A 16,962-nucleotide genomic window follows, 5' to 3' on the forward strand; every position below is an offset into this window, starting at 1 on the left:
GACGCCGGTGCCGGCGGACCCCGGCCCGCCTTCCGCACAGTCCTCGAGCGAAGGCCCCGAGGCGGTCCGCGCGCCCGGGAAACCCGAGCCCGTCGAACCCGCGGACGACGCCGCGGCGGTGACCGCCTCCGGCCTGCCGCCGGTCAGCGGCCCCTCTGCCGGCGTCCCGCCTTCCGGTCACCAGCCTTCCGACGAGGCGCCTTCCGGCGACCCGCCCGCCGAGCACACGCCCGCGGGCGACCCGCCCGCCGCCGACACTCCCTCGGTCGACGGTCCCTCGGGAGAGGAGCCCCCGCGAGAGGGCATCCTGGACGAGGACCCCCTGGACGGCTCTCCTCCGGACGACGGTGCTGCCGCTGATCCCTCAGCCGCCGATCCCGCGGATCCCACAGCATCCACCGGGTCCGCGGATTCCACAGATTCCGCGGATCCCGCGGTTTCCGCCGGGCCCACGACGTTCGTCCGGCCTACATCGTCCGCCGGGCCCGCGCCGTCCGCGGGGCCCGCTGAGCCCGCGGGTGACGTGCCCGGCGACGGCTCCCCGCCGGGCGGGTTGGGACGCTCCGTGATCCGACTGCTCGACCGGGTCGACGCCGCCGCCCTGCCGCCGGTCGGCCGGGTGCTGGAGTCGGTCGCCGGCGGCCTCGCCGGCGCACGCGACCGCCCTCGGGCGCGCCTGCGCCGCGCGTGGGCGGCACGCGGAGGCCCGTACGTCGACGGCGACGGCCCCCCGCCATCGGGCCGGGCCAGCGTCATCACCGGGCGCGCCCTCGAGGCCATCGGCCGGCTGCTCGTGCTCGGGCTGGTCGTACTGATCGTCGTCGGTGCCGTGACCACGATGCTGCGCGGCGCCGATCCCTCTGGCAGCCATGTACCCGGCCCCGGCCCCGGCAACGCTCCGGCCGGGCCCGTCGAGCCCACGGTCACCGTCGGCCCGGCCGCGGGTGAGTCGCCCGCCGCGTACGCAGCCGAGGCCGAGGCGAAGCTGGACGGCCTGACCCGGGCGGCCCCGGACGCCGACCTCTACGCCGTCGTCAGCCTGGCCGGCTACCGCACGCCGGGCGAGATGCTGCAGATCTTCACCGCCTACCGCACGCTCGAGGTGTTCTTCGGTGTCCCGCCGGACGGGGCGGTGATGGCCGCCACCGTCCGCGACCCGGTCGCGGACCTCACAGCCGCCTTCGACAGCGAGGCCGACGCCGCCGACACCCGCGCGCACAGCGCCACGGACCCCGCCGAGGCCGAGCACGCGCGGCAGGAGGCCACGGCGCTGCGCGCGCGGTGCGGCTGCCTGTTCGGCGCGGTCGTGCGGGCGCCGGCGGCCCGGCTGGTCGACCTCGGACACCTCGAGGGGGTGCGGGTCGTCGACCCGGCCCCGCCCGGCATCTCCCCGGAGACCGTGCGCTTCCTCCCGCTGCAGCCCGACCAGCGCTGAGCGGGCGCCCGCGGTCCCGGGTGCCGTGGGCCACGGGTGCTCCCACCCCCCGAGGTGCCCACCCGGCACGTTGGGGGCGGGCACGGCCGGGCGGCGAGGCCCCCGCCACGCCGCGCGCGGGGAGCCGCCGACCGCCGCGATCGGCCCGGCACGGCGGCCGTCAGGAGGGTCGTCTTCCACCGCCCCACCGGGACAGGGCAGGATTGCACCAGGTCCATGGGACGTCCACCGGTACGGCCGGGCGGCGGGGACCTGACCGGCGGCCGTGCGACGGACGGCCCGCCTGATGACGAAGGGGGCACTCGGGTGAGGTTGGCCAGGGGCACCCGGGAGGTCTTCGACGCGGAAAGCCTGCTCGAGGAGTACCTGGGGCCACGCAAACGGGGACTGCGGTACGCGTACCCCTACTACGACGGGCTCGTCACCAACGGCGACCCGGACCTGCTGTGTACGGGTGACCTGCTGTCGCCCTGCCTGCTCGGTGTGAACGTGGACCTCGACCGGATGCACACGCTGACCGCGCTGACTCCGCTGCTGCAGCGGGCGCTGGACCGGCTCCCCCCGGGGATCGAGTTGATCGAGGCGGACGAGGTGACCCTCGACCTGGTCGCGGCCCTCTACGACCCGCTGGACGACCCCGACGTCGCGGACCGGGACGTCAAGGGCTCGCTGATCGCCAAGGTGCTGCACCGCAAGCGCCCGGCGCTGGTGCCCCTGTTCGACTCGAAGGTGCGGATCTTCTACCAGCACGAGGACTGCGTCCCCCCGTCGCCGCGCGACGGCCGGTCGTGGCGGGAGTACATGCAGCTGCTCGTCCGCGCCATGCAGTACGACCTGCGGGAGAACGCCGACGAGTTCCGCCGGCTCACCGGCCTCGTGCCGCCGGGCGGCCCGGCGGTGACCCCGTTGCGCATCCTCGACATCGTCGTCTGGATGAGCAGCGCGGTCTGATCCCGTCCGGTCCGATGGCATGGCGCGAGGCGGTGGGACGGGTGCTCCGGGTGCGTGACACCGCTGTCACGCGGGTGCTAGGTGTCGCCGGTGTGACGTCGGCGGCATCGGCCCGCGGCCTCCGCTCGGCGTGTCGGCTGCGAGAATGGCAGCCGTGCTGAGCTACGCCGTGCGTGGCCTCACCCGGCGGCACGGCGCCGGGGAGTGCGCCGTCCTCGCGAACGACCGGATCGACCTCGACGTCCGTCCGGCCGAGGTCTTCGGCGTGCTCGGCCCGAACGGCGCCGGCAAGACCACCCTCGTCCGCCAGCTCATGGGCCTGCTCCGCCCCGACACCGGCTCGATCACGATGTTCGGGCACGACGTCGTCAGCCGTCCCGGAACCGCCGCCCGGATGGCGGCCTACCTGGGCCAGGACGATCTCGCGCTGGCCGAGCTGCCGGTGGGCGTCGCGGTGGAGACGACCGCGCGGCTGCGTGGCCTGTCCCGGGCGGGTGCCCGCCGGGAGCGCGACGAGGTGATCGAGGAGCTCGCCCTGGGCGAGGTGGTGAACCGCCCGCTCGGCCGCCTCTCGGGCGGCCAGCGCCGACTCGCCTGCGTCGCGGCCACCCTGGTCGGTGAGCGCCCGGTGCTCGTGCTCGACGAGCCGACGACCGGCCTCGACCCGGTGGCCCGCCGTTCGGTGTGGACGGCGCTGGAGCGCCGCCGCTCCGCGCGCGGCACCACGGTCGTGCTGATCACACACAACGTGCTGGAGGCCGAGACCGTGCTGGACCGGGTGGCCGTGCTCGACGCGGGCCGGGTGATCGCCTGCGACTCGCCGGGCCGGCTCAAGGCGTCGGTCTCCGACGACGTCCGGCTGGACCTGGTCTGGCGGCACGACCCGCCGGTCGACGACCCGACCGTGGCCCGACTCGCCGCCACGGCGCGGGTGACCGGCCGCCGATGGACGACCCGGCTGGCCCATGCCGAGGCCAGGGACGCCCTCGGTCGCCTCACCACGGGGCCGGCGTTCGCCGCCCTGGACGACTTCAGTCTCGCGACTCCGTCGTTGGAGGACGTGTATCTCACTCTCGGCGGAACCTGCCGTGATCTGGAGCGGACATGACCCTGACGACGCCTCACCCCGCCACCCCCGCGGGTCCGGCCGGCCTGCCGCCCGCGACGGGTGTCGGGGTGGCCGCCGTGCCGCCTGAGGACCGCTCACCCGATCGTGCGGGCGGGAAGACGGGCAGGCGGAAGGCCGGCAGGAAGGGCCGGGCAGCCGCCGGATCCGGCGGGGCCGCGGCCGGGGCCGTCGCCGAGGAGGCGCCCGTGCCGCTGCCCCCGCCGACCGCCTTCCCGGCGGCGGTGTCGGCCGTCTACCGGGGCCAGCTGGCCCGCGCCCGGGTGGCCCGGGTGCCGCTGCTGTTCGTCGCCGCGTTCCAGTCCCTGGGGATCATGATCCTGCTGCGGGGCATCGTCGACGTCGGCGACAACTCCGCGGCGGCCTCCGTCGTAGCCGGCTCGACGGTGCTCGTCGTGGCCTTCGTGGCGCTCAACCTGCTCGCGCAGCGGTTCGGGGCCCTGCGCGCGGCCGGGGCGCTCGACTACTACCTGACGCTGCCCATCCCCGGCGCCGCGGTGGTGCTCGGCACGGCCGCGTCGTACGCGACGTTCGCGGTGCCGGGCACGGTCGTCACCGTGGTGGTCGGCTCGCTCCTTTACGGGCTGCCGATGGGCGGCCTGTGGCTGCTGATCCCGGTGACGGTGCTCGCCGGGGCCAGCCTGGCCGGGATAGGCGCGGCGATCGGCCTGCTGGCGCCGAAGCCGGAGCTGGCCACGGTCGCCGGGCAGCTCGGCATGAGTGTGGTGCTCTTCCTCGGGGTGATCCCCGCCGACCGGCTGCCCGGCATCGGCCGGCTGGCCCGTGATCTGCTGCCCAGCAGCTACGCGGTGGACGCGCTCGCCGAGGGCTTCGCCCCGGCGGTGGACTGGGCGCACGTGACGGTCGACCTCGCGGTCTGCGCGGCGGTCGCGGTGGTGGCGCTCGTCGTCGCCGTGCGGTCGCTGCGGCACGCCGGCCGGTCCTGAGCGGGCATCCGGGCATCGCGGCCGCTTCGGTGGCGCGGCGGGCGCGGCCGTGGAGAAGGCGGGTACGGTCGACCCCCGGGCTCGGTGCCGACGGCGGTCGACTCGCCCCCCGGGGATCCGGGTCGGTGGACCGGTACAGCAGGCGAGGAGACGGACGGGTCGTGGCAGAGTGGCCGGGCGACAGCCGGGGCGCGCGGGCGTGCTCCCGTCCCGAGACGGAGCCCGAGACCGGCGGCGTCGCCGAACCCCGCGGTATGACCGAAGCCGGGGAGCCGGCCGTGTACCCGGCGGCGGAGCCGCCCGCGGAGCCGGCGGTGGCGGAACCGATCACCAGCCGGGTGGGGCTGCTCGCCGGGCTCGTGTGCGCACTCGCGATGCTGCTGGTCGGCCCACTGCTGGGCCTGCTCTGGTCGGTCAGCGCACCCCGGCTCGACGTCCAGGCGGTGCTCTCCGGCGCGATGTCGGTGTTCGGGGTGCAGAGTACGATCGACGCCTACTTCGCCATGATCTGCGCGGTCGCGGGGCTCGTGGGCGGGCTGGTCGCCTACCTGCGCGCGGCGGACGCGGGCTGGCCGGTGCCGATCGGCCTCGCCGCCGGCGGGATCGGCGGCTCGCTGCTCGCCGGCTGGGTCGGGCACCTGCGCCGCTCGGGCCAGGTGCTGGACGCGCTGCCGCCCAACGCCACCCCGCTGCTGCGCGACCTGGTCGACTTCCAGGTGCGGGCCACCGGGCTCTACCTCATCCTGCCTGGTGCCGCGCTGCTCGTGCTGTCGGTGGCGCTGTGGGCGGGCGGCACCGCGCCCGGATGGCCCCGGCGGCGGCGCTGATCGCACGTCTTCAGTGACTGTGCGCCTTCAGTGACTGTGCGTGGTCAGTTGGAGCTCGGCTTGATGCGACTCAGCTCGTTCGAGCCCACGGTGGTGATCCGTTCCAGCAGGCCCAGCTCGCGGCGCAGCAGCGCCCGCTCGGCCCGGAGCCTGGTCGCGGCGTCGGGCGCGGCCAGCAGCCCCTGCCGCTCGGTGATGTCGGTAACCACGGCGGCAGCCACCAGGTAGGACAGCGCGGTCGGGTCCGTCGGCAGGTCGGGCAGCTTGATCTCGACGGTGCCGCTCGCGGCGAGCCGCTCGGTGTACTCGCGCAGCAGCCGGGCCACCATCGCGGTGTTGGTGGTCGCGTCGGCCTCGTCACCGACCGGGTCCGTCATGAAGTCGACGTCCCCGACGAGGTAGGGGCGGTCGCCCTCGTCGACGGAGCGCACGCGGAAGCGCGGGCCGCCGACGGTCACGATGGAGAAGCGCCCGTCCGGGTGCGCCTCGACGCGGCGCAGCAGCGCCGCGCAGCCGACCTCGTGGATCATGGGGACGGCCGGGCCGACCTCCCGGCCTCGGCGGATGGCGACGACCCCGAACTGGCGGGTCTCGGTGTCGGGGATCTCGAGCAGCTCGCGGATCAGTACGCGGTAGCGTTCCTCGAAGATCTCCAGCGGCATCAGCAGACCTGGAAGCAGGACGGTGCCGAGTGGAAACAGTGGCAGGCGCTCACCCATCCGTCTCCCTCACCCCCTTCGCCGGAGCGTCACCGACCCGTTGCGCGGGCCCGTATGCTCCCAGCCTGTCCTGTACCGGCCGCCGCGTCCATCCGCGTTGGTGGTGGCGGCTGTCATTACGGGGGCGGTGGCGATCACGGCGGGGGAGCGGTTGCGCGGGCGCGAGCCCGCAGGACGGAGGACGCGGGTGCCTGATCAGAACCGCGACGGTACGTGGGGGACCGAGCGCGAGCTGCTCCTCGTGCTGGGGCCCGATCCCGAGGCGGCCCGGGCCGTGCTCGACCTGGTCGCCGGCTGGGGTCAGGTGACGTCCCGGCTGCCACCGCGGCTCGCGCTCGTCGTGCTGCCCGCGGACCGGATCGGTGCGACCGGTGAGCTCGCCGGGGTCGTCGCCGTGCTCGAGGCGGACGTCCCGCCGGCGCTGCGCGAGACGCTCGCCCCCGAGGAGGGGCTGTTCGTCGACGGCTGGCTCGCCCGCGGCCGGAGCAAGCCGACCCGCCCGGGGGAGGGCCGGCGGTGGGACGATCCCGCCGCCCCGGGCGAGCCGCCCCGCTGACCGGAGTCCGACGGCCCGCCCCGCCGGTGGGTCAGAAGACGCGGCGCGGCGCCGACCACACGGCCGCGGCGCCCGAGCGGTACAGCAGGTACAGCCGGTTCGCGACCCGGGCCAGCACCTCGAGGTTCCCGTCGTAGTTGCTCTGGATCATCGAGACGGCGTCCACATGCCCGAGTTCCGCCGCGAACGGGCGGGGGCCGCTCCACACCGGGTCGGCGCGGTTGTTGTCGCGGAAGAAGTGGATCAGCCCGGTTCCGGCGGACGGCACCACGACCTCGAAGTTGCGCGCCCCCGGGAACACGCTCTGAATCAGCGCCGGGTTGCCGGACACCCCCTCGGCGAAGATCCCGCCGGTGCGCCAGACGGCTGTCTGGTCGCGTGTCAGGTGCACCAGTCGGGTGCCGACCAGGGCGACGGCCTCCAGCATCCCGGCCCCGCCGCCCAGCGTCCCGTGGATCAGGCTGACCGCGTCGACCCGTCCCAGGTTGGCCGCGAACAGCTTCGGCGCGCTCCACGGGTAGCCGTAGACGTCGTGGTTGCGCCACATGTGCATGATGCCGACATCGGCGGCCGGGGCCAGCAGCTCGAAGTTGCCCTTGCCGCCCAGCCGGCTCTGCACCAGCGACGGGACGCCGCCGACGCCCTGGGCGAGCTGGACGGGCGCGCGCCACTGGAACGCCCCGGTGCTGTCCCGCCACAGGAAGAACAGCCGCGAGCCCACGCGGACGGCCACCTCCAGCGGGCCCGGGTTCGCCAGGGTGCTCTGCACCATCGTCACCGCGTCGACGCGGCCGAGGGCCGGCGCGGTCTGCCATGGGTCCCGCCACGGTGCGCCGGCGGCGTCGTTGTCCCGCCAGACGTGGGTGAGGCCGGCGTAGGCCGACGGCGCGACGACGTCGAAGTTGCCCCGCACGCCCAGGCCCTTCGCCTGGAGGAGCACCGGGTTGCCGCTCACGCCGTGGCCCCAGCCGAGGTGCGCGGGCGTGTACCGGCACAGGGCGAACGTGTTGGCGCGCATCAGGCAGTCGACCGGCGCCGGCGCGCAGGAGTCGCAGTTGCCGTTGGGTACCCCGTACCGACCCCAGCTCCCGCCGCAGTCGCAGCCGGCGCCGCCGTACTCGTCCGGCGCTCCGAAGATGTGGCCGGTCTCGTGCGCGAACACGCGGTCGATGTTGTCCGGGCCCCAGCCGTCGGCGTCGGCGGCGAGGACCATCCGCGGGCCGCCGATCGACGCGTAGGCGAAGTGGCCGAGCGGGTATTTCGTGACGAACGCGCAGTAGGCCCACCGGGTGCGCAGCCGGGCGCGCAGCGCCTCGACGTAGTCGTAGACACCGTCGAAGTTCGCCGCGTAGCCGAGCCGGTTCATCGTGGGGTCGCGCCAGAGGGCCTCGAGGTCGTTCGCGGACGGGTTGGCGGGGGTGGGCAGCCGGACGATCTGGATGTCGTAGCTGAACGTCAGCTCGGCCGCCGGGTTCTGCGTCGCGTACCAGGACAGGCCGTTCTGCACCTCGGCCACGATCTTCGTGCGTTCCGCGGCGGAGAGCTGCAGGGCCGGCGTCGGCCCCTCGACGAGGATGAGCCCGACCGCGACGGAGCCCTCCAGGTAACTGCTGAGCGCTCCGGCGGACGGCGCTCCGGCCGTGCCCGTCCCGACCGCGCCCGAGGGCGACCCGGTCGCCTCCGGTCCCGAGGCTTCCGATCCGAGCCCGTTGAGCAGCGAGCGCACGGTGGGTGCGAGCGGGGTGGCGCCTGGGCCCGCAGAGCCGCGCGGCGGGGCGATGTCGGTGCACGGTCGGTTCATGTCCCAGGGCGCGGCGTCGCGCGGCCGCGAGCGCTTGCGCCGGCGGTAGTCGTCCCCCGCGCGCAGGCGGAACGCCTCGACCCCGAGTGCCTCGGTGCGGTCCAGCCCGCCGGGCAGGCTCAGCGTCGACACGACGGTCCCGTCCACCGGGGTGGTGCCGGCGGAGACTCCGCGAGCGGTGGCCACGGCCGCGGTCGCCAGCGGCCGGCCCACCACCCGGACGCGGCCGTAGCGGTGGATGGCGCGCTCGCGGTGGCGGGGGTCCTCGGTCACGTCCTGGGCACCGGGGTCACCCGGGCCGCTCGGGTCGGAGATCTCGGACGGGCCGGCGCCACCGACGTCGTCGGCGGAACCATCCGGGAACTCACCCTCGGCGCCACCGGCGGCGTTTCGCGACAGACCGACCAGGCCGCGCCGCGCGTCGGCCTCGGGGCCGGGGTCATCCAGCGTGATGAGGATCCGCTCGTCGGCCGGTACGTCCCCCGCCATGGCTAATCGGGTGTCCTTTCGTAGAGAATGCTCTGCGGAGTTGTATCGCGTTGCGTCGACGTTGTTGTCGGATTCCTGGTGATGGCAGTGACTACCCGCGGCGCGGGCCCGCGTGCTCGCGCCGTTGTCAGCTCTGTGTGCCGCCGAAGGCAACCGGATGTGTGCCGCCGGGGGCGGCCGGGTGCCGCGCCGAAGACGACCGGTGTCCCGCCGAGGACGCCCGCGTGCCGCCGAGGGCGTCTGGGCGTGGGGCGCTACTGAGGCAGTCGCTGCCCGGGGTTGAACGCCGGCGGCGCCGCCGGCGCCGGGGGGCCCTGCTGCCAGGATGTGCCGACTGCGAGCCGCTCCGGCGCCGCCATGGCGTCGGCGACCTTGCCCATCAGCGCCTCCACCAGCCGTACGGCCTGCGGGGTCGCCAGGTTCAGGACGATCTCCGAATCCCCGGCGATCTGGAACCGTACCGACACGTCAGCCATTACTCGAGCTCCTTCTCCACGGCGTGGTAACCCCGTGCGGACGTCCTACGCCAGGGGTGACGTTACGGGTCATGCCGGGATGAAGTGACGGCACCCGGTCCGGAGCCGGCGCGATGGTCACCGGTCGACCCGGCCGGCTGACCGTCCGCTGACCATCCGAGTAGGGTCGCGGGGATGACCTCCGTTGGTGCGACGGTCCGTGACTGCGTCTCCGTTCTCGAAGCATGCTTCCCGCCGGCCTGGGCGGAGTCGTGGGACGCGGTGGGCCTCTCGGTCGGTGACCTGGACACCCCCGTGACCGACGTCCTGTTCGCGGTCGATCCGACGCCCGCCGTGGCCGCCGAGGCGGCCAGCGGAGCCCAGCTGCTGGTCACGCACCATCCCCTGTTCCTGCGCGGCGCGCACACGGTCGCCGAGACGACCGCCGGCGGGCGCGTGGTGACGACCCTGGTCCGGGCCGGTGTCGCGCTGTTCACCGCGCACACCAACGCCGACGTGGCCGACCCGGGCGTCAGTGACGCGCTCGCCGCCGCGCTCGGCCTGCGCGAGGTCCACCCGCTGGCGGCGGGGTCGACCGGCGCGGGGGCCCGCGCCGACGCGCGGGCCCGCGGGCGGACCGACGCCGGCACCGAGTGCCGCGGCCTGGGCCGGGTCGGCGTCCTGCCGGCCCCCGAGCCGCTCGGCGCCTTCTGCGAGCGGGTGGCGCGGGCCCTGCCGGCGACCGCCGGCGGCGTGCGGGCGACCGGTCCGGCGGACCGGCGGGTCCACCGGGTGGCCGTGTGCGGGGGCGCGGGCGGCGAGCTCGCCGGCGCCGCCGCGGCGGCCGGGGCGGACGTCCTGGTGACCGCGGACGGCCGGCACCACCACACCCTCGACGCGGTCGGCGCCCACCCGCTCGACGTCGTCGACGTGGCGCACTGGGCCAGCGAGTGGCCCTGGCTCGCCGGCGCCGCCGACCGGCTGCGCGCCGGCCTCGCGGCCCGGGGACGTACGGTGAGCACCTCGGTGTCCACACTCGTCACCGATCCCTGGCAGCTGCATGTGAGCGCCGCGCCCACGTGGCGCGAGCCCGCCACCGGCCTGCCAGTCCCATCCCATGCGCCCGGCGCACGCCGGGAAGAAAGGCTCTAGGCGAGGAGTCCATGAAGGCCGATCCCGCAACCCAGCTTCGCCTCCTCGACCTCCAGGCGCTGGACACCGCGCTCGACCGGCTCGCCGTGCGCCGCCGCGGCCTGCCTGAGCTCGCCACCATCGCCGAGCGTTCCGAGGCCCTCGACCGGCTCGACTCGGACATTGTCCGGGTACGGACGGAAATCGCCGACATCGGCCGTGCCCAGCAGAAGCTCGAGAACGAGATCGAGCTCGTCCGCGGTCGCGCCGACCGCGACCGCGCCCGGCTCGAGTCCGGTCAGGTCGCCAACCCGCGCGAGCTGGAGAACCTGCAGGCCGAGCTCGCCTCGCTGGCCCGCCGGCAGGGCGTCCTCGAGGACGAGGCCCTCGAGCGCATGGAGGCCGTCGACGCGCTGGAGGGCCGGCTGGCCGGCCTGGTCGCCGAGCAGGAGCGGGTCGCCGCCGAGCGCCGGGCCGCCGAGGAGCGACGTGACGAGCAGTTCGGCGAGATCGACACCGAGGCGGCGAAGCGCCGCGCCGAGCGTGACGCCCTCGCGCCGGTCCTGCCCGAGCCGCTGGTCGTCCTGTACGAGCGGGTCCGCAGCTCCTCCGCCGGAGTGGGCGCCGCCGTGCTGATCCGCCGCCGTTGCCAGGGATGCCACCTGGAGCTCTCCGGCGGGGACCTGCGCGCCGTGGCCGCCGCCCCGGCCGACGAGGTCGTGCGGTGCGAGGAGTGTCGCCGCATCCTGGTCAGGACGGCCGAGTCCGGGCTGTGACCACCCGCTGACATCACGCGTCCGGCAGCCCGCTGTCCACATCGCCGAGCGGCCGGTAAAGTCTTCTATCCCCCCCGAGGGGTGACTCCCCTCCGAGGGGTGGACGAGCCCCTCGCGGGAGCCGGCCGAGCAGACTCGCGGGAGCCGGACGAGCAGAGGGGAGTGGCGGCATGAGCGCTGGGCGCAGACTGGTCGTCGAGGCCGACGGAGGATCCCGCGGCAATCCCGGGCCCGCCGGGTACGGCGCCCTCGTCCGGGACGCCGGCACCGGCCAGGTGCTGGCCGAGCGGGCCGCCTCGATCGGCACGGCCACCAACAACGTCGCCGAGTACGAGGGCCTGCTCGCCGGCCTGCGGGCCGCCGCGGAGCTCGACCCGGGCGCCGACATCGAGGTCCGGATGGACTCCAAGCTCGTCGTCGAGCAGATGAGCGGCCGTTGGAAGATCAAGCACCCGTCGATGCGCCCGCTGGCGGCCCAGGCCGCCGAGATCGCCGCTGGGCTCGGGCGGGTCCGGTTCGTCTGGGTGCCCCGGGCCCGCAACGGCGACGCCGACCGGCTGGCGAACGAGGCGATGGACGCCGCCGCCGCCGGCCGGTCCTGGGAACCCTCCGTCCCGCAGTCGCCGGACCCGCTGCCGCACCAGGCGCCCACCACGCACCGGCTCTCCGGCTGGATGGCCCCGCCCGCTCCGCCGATCACCATGGTCCTGCTCCGCCACGGCCAGACGCCGCTGTCGGTGGAGAAGCGGTTCAGCGGAACCGTGGAGGCCTCACTCACCGACCTCGGGCTGGAGCAGGCCGCCGCCGCCGCGGACCGGCTGCGCGGCGAGCCGTTCGACGCCGTGATCAGCTCGCCGCTCAAGCGCGCCCGCCAGACCGCGGACGCGCTGGGCCGCGACTACCTGATCGACGAGGACCTGCGGGAGACCGACTTCGGCGCGTGGGAGGGGATGACGTTCGCCGAGGTCCGCGAGCGCTTCCCGGACGAGCTGAACGCCTGGCTCGCCGATCCCTCGGTGCCGCCGCCGGGCGGGGAGAGCCTGCTGAGCACGGTCGCCCGTGTCGCGGCGGCCCGTGACCGAATCATGGCCCAGTATCCCGCCGGGCGCGTCCTCGTGGTCTCGCACGTGACCCCGATCAAGGGGCTCACCCAGCTCGCGCTCGCCGCCGAGCCGACCGTGCTCTACCGGCTGCACCTGGACCTGGTGTCGATCACCACCGTCGACTGGTACTCCGACGGACCCGCGGTGCTGCGGGGCTTCAACGACACCCACCACGTCGCCCATCTGGTCATTCCCGGCGAGTAGGGCCCCCGGGTGCGCCACCCGGGGCACCGCTGGGAGCGACCCCGGTGCCGAGCCCGGGCTGCGCCCCCGCCCCGCCGGCGCGGACCGGGGCGCACGGCGCGACCTGGCCTTCGACGACGGCCGAGGAGATCGTGCCCGGGCGGCTCGGGTCCGCCTCGTCGTAGCTGCCGACGATCACCAGTGACTGGCCGGGCTTGAGTGCATCCCGGGTGACCTCGAACGCGGTCGACTCCTCCGGCCCGGCGTCGACGGTCAGGACGGCGGGCTCTTCTCCGGCTTCGGCCGGGGCCCCCGCCTGGGTCTGTCCGCTCGGGTCGCCGCCGACCGCTCCCCGCTCGGCGGCGCCGGTCCCGGCCGGATCGGCGCCCTCGGCCACCGTGCCGGGCGCGGAACCCGGGGGTTGGCCGCCGTTCGAGACGCCACCCTCCGCCGGCGGCGCGACGTCACTGCCCGCCGGGGGTGCACCGCCGCCACGCAGCTGCTGGCAGGTCTGGCCGATGGGGACGAAGTCGACGACCGCGTTGATCCCGGCCGCCCGCAGGTCGGCCTCCAGCTGCTTGGCCTGGCGGAACTCGTTGATCTGGACCTTCACCGTCCCGTCCGGCTCCTCGCTCAGCGCGTAGGCGGGGGATGCCGATCCCGGCAGCACCAGCACGGCGGTCAGCGACACGGCGGCCGCGGCCGCCCCGACCACACCGAGGCGCAGCACCCGGCGCCGGCGTCGCGGCGGCGTTCCCGGGCCGTCGACCCGCTCCAGGACGTCCCGGCGCGAGGGACGCGCGCCGTCCGCTCCCATTACCGCGTTCGATTCAGGGTGCGTGGGCGCGTTCGCGGTCCCGGCCGCAGCGGCGAACAGCCGCGCGCGGACCCGGGCCCGGCCCTCCGCCGAAAGCGGCGGCACGTCTGCGCCGAGCCGCGTCAGCAGGTCGAGGTCGTCGATCATGATGGCTCACTCTCCAGAAAGGGACGGAAGTCGGAGCGGGTCGGGGCCGACCTGGCAGCCAGCGGATCGGCGGTCGGCGGGTCGTCGGCCAGCGCGGCGCGCAGCCGGTTGCGGGCCCGGTGGATGCGCGACCGGACGGTGCCGACGGGCACGGCGAGGGCGGTCGCGATCTCCTCGTACCGCAGGTCTCCCCAGGCCAGGAGCAGCAGCGCGTCCCGCTCGCCGTCGGGGAGCTCGGCGAGCGCGCGGACCAGGGACTGGACGGCGGCGTCCGCGTCGACGCGGTCCGCGACCCGGTCCGCCGCCGCGGGCTCTGGCCGGTCGGGCAGCGCCCGCTCCAACACCCGCCAGCGCCGGGCCTCGGCCCGCCGGTGGCCCTGCAAGATCCTGGTCGCGATGCCCAGCAGCCAGGGCAGCGCGCCGTCCGGCCCGCGCGCCGGGTCGAACCGGGAACGCTGCTCGAAGGCGGCGACGAAGGTGTCGGAGACCAGGTCCTCGGCGAGGTCCGCTCCGGCCCGGCGGGCCAGGTACCGGTGCACCCGGTCACCGTGGCGCTCGAAGAGGTCGGCGAAGACCTCGGGCTCACGCACGGACCGCACAAGCAGGTCGGCGTCGGTCGGGATCACCGTCATGCCTCACCAGCTCGGTCGTCGCTAATGCCGGAATTCGCAGCCGGGTTTCCGGGTGGGTGTCTGTTCACATTACGTATTGGTCCGCCGCACCGATCCGGTTCCCTCGAACCGTCCACGGCCGGGACCGAGCCTGCCGGGACCGAACGTTCCGGGTCGGGACCAGCAGGGACGGAGCGGTCGGACACGTGTGCGTACGGCTGCGAGGCCGATCTGTGTCCTTGCGTGGTACCTGAGGGTGACGGAATGCCTCCGGGCTCGCAGGATTCGGGACATGCGCCAAGCACGGGGGCCTTGGACCACCACACCTCGGACGGCACCACCTCGGACAGCACCACCTCGGATGACGCCGTCCCGGGTCACGCCACTTCGGACACATCAGACGCCCGCCACCGTGCCACTCGGTGGATCCGGCGGAGCCGGTGGAGGAAACAGCGGAGGACGCAATCGATGGACGCCACCTCACGGCGTCGACTCATCGCGGTCGGCGTCCTGTTCCCGCTGGACCTTCTCGTCCCGCGAGGCGGCGGCATGAGCCCGTCCAGCGATGTGCTCGACCACCTCGACGACAGGGTCGCCCAGCTCACCGCGGGTTACGAGCGGGCCCCGATCGGGGCGACCGCCGTCCACCTGCGCCGTCACCTCCCCGTCGTCCGCTCGCTGCTGCAGCGTGACGTCGTTCCGCAGGCGACGCGGCTGCGGCTGCACCGGGCCGCCGGCCGGCTCGTCGCCCTCTGGGCAGCCACCCGGCACGACCTCGGCGACCTGCCCGGCGCCGTCCTCGCCTTCGAGGAGGCATTCGTGCACGCGGCCGAGGCCCGCGACGAGGAGCTGATGTGCTGGGTGCGGCTGTGGCAGTCGTCGCTGGCGCGCAAGGCCGGCCGGCCGGCGGACGCGGTCGCGCTCGCGGCGTCGGGAGCTGCCCTGGTCGGCCGCGGGAGCCCGGCCGCGGCCCGCGCCGCCGCCATCGAGGCTCGAGCGCACGGCACTCTCGGTGACCGGTGGGCGGTGCACGAGGCGGTCGGCCGGGCCTGGAGCATCGCGGGAACGCTGAGCGCCGAACAGCTCGGCCGCCCCGGGTTCTCGATCGACACGCTGCACGTGCTGACGCTGTCAGAGTTGTCGGCGGCCGCGTACGTCGAGCTCGGTATGCCGGGCGCGGCGAGCGTCTACACCGACGCGGCGATCCACCACCTGGACGCCGTAGGCGCCACCGGGCTCCGCTCGATGACCCGGATCGCCGCGGCCACCGCAGCGGCCAAGCGGCGGGACCTCGACCACGCCGTCGAGCTGGTCGACGAGGCGCTGAACATCTCCCGCCACCGCCCGAGCATCGTCATCGGCGGGCGCGCCGAGCGGTTCGTCGGCGAGGCCCGCGGCTACCTCGGATGGCACTCCCTCCTCGACGACCTCGACGAACGTCTCCGGACCTGGCGGTCGCCCCGCCTTACTACCTGACCCTGCGTTCTGTACCCACAGCCTTCCTTTGCGTGTTTCCGGCTGTGCCTCCTTGCCGGTTGAATTAGATCATAATTTAGACGGAGTACAATTTCCGAGGAATGGACGGCGTGGTTCGCCGCGCCGTAGAACGCCATCCCCAGTTTGTCTTCCGTGGAGGAAAGTGTGGGTTTAGGTCGGGTCAGGACGCTGTCGGGGCTCACGGCTGTGGTCGTTGCCGCCGGGTTGACGAGCTGCTCCCCGGGTTCGAGCTCCGGGAGCCCACGAGCCGCCTGCGCCAGCCCCGGGGTGACGTCCGACCAGGTGAAGCTCGGTCTGGTGTACTCCGAGTCGGGCATGGGAAGCACCGCGATCGCCTCGGCCCGGTCCGGAGTGGACGCCAGAATCGGCCTGGTCAATGCCGAGGGCGGGATACACGGCCGCAAGGTTGTCTACGAGTGGCGTGACGACACGAACACGCTCGCCCAGAGCGCCACCGTCACCGAGGAACTTCTCCGGGACGAAGGGGTCTTCGGTCTCGTGACGGTCACCACCGCTCTCGGTAGCTCGCTGGAAAGCCTTGCGGCGCAAAAGGTTCCCGTCGTCGGCTTCGGTCTGCAGTCCTGGGCCGAATACCCGAACCTGTTCTCCGACATGTACGAGGCTTCCCCTGAGACCGTCGGCCGCTACGTTCAGGCCAACGGTGGCAGCAGGGTCGGCATCCTGACCACGGGAACTCCGGCGTCCACGGTGGGTGCCGTCACGTGGTACAGGACCGCGTTCCAGTCGATCGGGCTGACCTCGACCGATGCCATCTCCTACGCCCGCGGCAGCGACAGCCCGGGCAGGGTGGTTCGGGAGCTGGCCGCTGCCGGCGCCGACGCGCTGATCGGTTTCACGACCCCTGAGGACATGGCCGACGTCGTGCAGGCCGCCCGCGCGGCGAACCTGCGACTCGCCACCACCGTCTCGTTCACCGGCTACGACAGCGCGGTGCTACCCGTGCTGGGACAAGAGCTCGCGGGTGTCTCCTTCCCGGTGTACTCCCGTCCTTTCGAGGCCGGCGGCGCCGCCATCGACCGCTACCGCGCGGCGATGACCCGCTACGCACCGGAAACCGTCGAGCCCGACCAGCAGTTCGCCCTGCACGCGTACGTCTACAGCGACATGTTCCTGCGTGGGCTCGACCTGGCCGGCGACTGCCCCACCCGCGAGGGCTTCATCGGCGCGCTGCGGAAGGTCACCGGCTACGACGCGGGCGGCCTGATCGAACCCGTCAACCTGACCACCAACAGCACGCAGCCGCTCAACTGCTATGCCTTCGTCCAGATCAATCCCACCGGGACCGCGTTCCAGGTCACCCGCCCCCGCCTCTGCGCCGACGGCACCGCCGGCTGACCGCCTGGGGTCCGCGCGCCGGCCGGCCTGAGGAC

The 16,962-nt window shown here is 74.4% G+C and carries 16 protein-coding genes; 11 read left to right on the top strand and 5 right to left on the bottom strand.

Features of this window, described 5'->3' with window-relative positions:
* Positions 1–7: 7 nt before the first annotated feature.
* The 5 genes from MXD62_RS15500 to MXD62_RS15520 all read left to right on the top strand — a co-directional run bounded on the left by MXD62_RS15500 (position 8) and on the right by MXD62_RS15520 (position 5,286).
* A complete protein-coding gene (locus tag MXD62_RS15500) occupies positions 8–1,435 on the top strand; it encodes a hypothetical protein (RefSeq protein ID WP_248829957.1) in 1,428 nt (475 codons plus the stop codon).
* A 306-nt stretch (positions 1,436–1,741) separates the two neighbouring features.
* Entirely contained in the window at positions 1,742–2,386 is a 645-nt protein-coding gene (locus MXD62_RS15505) for a DUF6308 family protein (RefSeq protein WP_020462558.1), read from the top strand.
* Between the two features lie 145 nt (positions 2,387–2,531).
* Positions 2,532–3,494, top strand: a complete 963-nt coding sequence (locus tag MXD62_RS15510; RefSeq protein WP_020462557.1) for an ABC transporter ATP-binding protein — start codon at positions 2,532–2,534, stop codon at positions 3,492–3,494.
* Positions 3,491–4,459, top strand: coding sequence for an ABC transporter permease (locus MXD62_RS15515; protein WP_248829958.1), 969 nt, complete (start codon positions 3,491–3,493; stop codon positions 4,457–4,459). The genes MXD62_RS15510 and MXD62_RS15515 overlap by 4 nt, the downstream gene beginning before the upstream one ends.
* A gap of 161 nt (positions 4,460–4,620) precedes the next feature.
* On the top strand, positions 4,621–5,286 hold the full coding sequence (locus tag MXD62_RS15520) for a hypothetical protein (protein WP_248829959.1): 666 nt from the start codon (positions 4,621–4,623) through the stop codon (positions 5,284–5,286).
* 44 nt (positions 5,287–5,330) lie between these two features.
* Here the strand turns inward: MXD62_RS15520 and MXD62_RS15525 are convergent, their stop codons facing one another.
* A complete protein-coding gene (locus MXD62_RS15525) occupies positions 5,331–6,005 on the bottom strand; it encodes an LON peptidase substrate-binding domain-containing protein (RefSeq protein ID WP_248829960.1) in 675 nt (224 codons plus the stop codon).
* 187 nt (positions 6,006–6,192) lie between these two features.
* Here MXD62_RS15525 and MXD62_RS15530 point away from each other — a divergent pair, with 187 nt between their 5' ends.
* The gene (locus MXD62_RS15530) at positions 6,193–6,561 is read left to right on the top strand and encodes a hypothetical protein (protein ID WP_020462553.1); all 369 of its coding nucleotides are present in this window, start codon (positions 6,193–6,195) and stop codon (positions 6,559–6,561) included.
* Between the two features lie 31 nt (positions 6,562–6,592).
* Here MXD62_RS15530 and MXD62_RS15535 read toward each other — a convergent pair whose 3' ends face one another.
* A complete protein-coding gene (locus MXD62_RS15535) occupies positions 6,593–8,851 on the bottom strand; it encodes a hypothetical protein (RefSeq protein ID WP_248829961.1) in 2,259 nt (752 codons plus the stop codon).
* Positions 8,852–9,105: 254 nt separating this feature from the next.
* On the bottom strand, positions 9,106–9,327 hold the full coding sequence (locus MXD62_RS15540; protein WP_248829962.1) for a hypothetical protein: 222 nt from the start codon (positions 9,325–9,327) through the stop codon (positions 9,106–9,108).
* Between the two features lie 174 nt (positions 9,328–9,501).
* Here MXD62_RS15540 and MXD62_RS15545 point away from each other — a divergent pair, with 174 nt between their 5' ends.
* From MXD62_RS15545 to MXD62_RS15555, 3 genes are all read left to right on the top strand, one after another.
* Positions 9,502–10,458 (top strand): Nif3-like dinuclear metal center hexameric protein, encoded by a 957-nt coding sequence (locus MXD62_RS15545; protein ID WP_248829963.1) that lies wholly within the window; start codon positions 9,502–9,504, stop codon positions 10,456–10,458.
* A gap of 11 nt (positions 10,459–10,469) precedes the next feature.
* Positions 10,470–11,213, top strand: coding sequence for a zinc ribbon domain-containing protein (locus tag MXD62_RS15550; protein WP_248829964.1), 744 nt, complete (start codon positions 10,470–10,472; stop codon positions 11,211–11,213).
* Between the two features lie 170 nt (positions 11,214–11,383).
* Positions 11,384–12,520: a bifunctional RNase H/acid phosphatase gene (locus MXD62_RS15555; RefSeq protein WP_248829965.1), complete on the top strand. Its 1,137-nt coding sequence runs from the start codon at positions 11,384–11,386 to the stop codon at positions 12,518–12,520.
* Here the strand turns inward: MXD62_RS15555 and MXD62_RS15560 are convergent.
* Together MXD62_RS15560 and MXD62_RS15565 are read right to left on the bottom strand one after the other, a co-directional pair.
* Entirely contained in the window at positions 12,504–13,463 is a 960-nt protein-coding gene (locus MXD62_RS15560) for a hypothetical protein (protein ID WP_248829966.1), read from the bottom strand. The two genes, MXD62_RS15555 and MXD62_RS15560, sit on opposite strands and share 17 nt — an antisense overlap.
* Entirely contained in the window at positions 13,460–14,095 is a 636-nt protein-coding gene (locus tag MXD62_RS15565) for an RNA polymerase sigma factor (RefSeq protein ID WP_248829967.1), read from the bottom strand. Before MXD62_RS15565 ends, MXD62_RS15560 begins: the two co-directional genes overlap by 4 nt.
* Before the next feature lie 447 nt (positions 14,096–14,542).
* Here MXD62_RS15565 and MXD62_RS15570 point away from each other — a divergent pair, with 447 nt between their 5' ends.
* Positions 14,543–15,550, top strand: a complete 1,008-nt coding sequence (locus MXD62_RS15570; protein ID WP_248829968.1) for a hypothetical protein — start codon at positions 14,543–14,545, stop codon at positions 15,548–15,550.
* A 207-nt stretch (positions 15,551–15,757) separates the two neighbouring features.
* On the top strand, positions 15,758–16,927 hold the full coding sequence (locus MXD62_RS15575; RefSeq protein WP_248829984.1) for an ABC transporter substrate-binding protein: 1,170 nt from the start codon (positions 15,758–15,760) through the stop codon (positions 16,925–16,927).
* Positions 16,928–16,962 lie beyond the last annotated feature (35 nt).

The sequence above is a fragment of the Frankia sp. Mgl5 genome, from assembly GCF_023242985.1.
Classification (GTDB): domain Bacteria; phylum Actinomycetota; class Actinomycetes; order Frankiales; family Frankiaceae; genus Parafrankia; species Parafrankia soli.

Coding starts and splice junctions, on each gene's coding strand:
- MXD62_RS15565 (WP_248829967.1), bottom strand. CDS start 14,095: ATGACGGTGATCCCGACCGACGCCGACCTGCTTGTGCGGTCCGTGCGT.
- MXD62_RS15550 (WP_248829964.1), top strand. CDS start 10,470: ATGAAGGCCGATCCCGCAACCCAGCTTCGCCTCCTCGACCTCCAGGCG.
- MXD62_RS15560 (WP_248829966.1), bottom strand. CDS start 13,463: ATGATCGACGACCTCGACCTGCTGACGCGGCTCGGCGCAGACGTGCCG.
- MXD62_RS15510 (WP_020462557.1), top strand. CDS start 2,532: ATGGCAGCCGTGCTGAGCTACGCCGTGCGTGGCCTCACCCGGCGGCAC.
- MXD62_RS15525 (WP_248829960.1), bottom strand. CDS start 6,005: ATGGGTGAGCGCCTGCCACTGTTTCCACTCGGCACCGTCCTGCTTCCA.
- MXD62_RS15535 (WP_248829961.1), bottom strand. CDS start 8,851: ATGGCGGGGGACGTACCGGCCGACGAGCGGATCCTCATCACGCTGGAT.
- MXD62_RS15540 (WP_248829962.1), bottom strand. CDS start 9,327: ATGGCTGACGTGTCGGTACGGTTCCAGATCGCCGGGGATTCGGAGATC.
- MXD62_RS15545 (WP_248829963.1), top strand. CDS start 9,502: ATGACCTCCGTTGGTGCGACGGTCCGTGACTGCGTCTCCGTTCTCGAA.
- MXD62_RS15515 (WP_248829958.1), top strand. CDS start 3,491: ATGACCCTGACGACGCCTCACCCCGCCACCCCCGCGGGTCCGGCCGGC.
- MXD62_RS15555 (WP_248829965.1), top strand. CDS start 11,384: ATGAGCGCTGGGCGCAGACTGGTCGTCGAGGCCGACGGAGGATCCCGC.
- MXD62_RS15570 (WP_248829968.1), top strand. CDS start 14,543: ATGGACGCCACCTCACGGCGTCGACTCATCGCGGTCGGCGTCCTGTTC.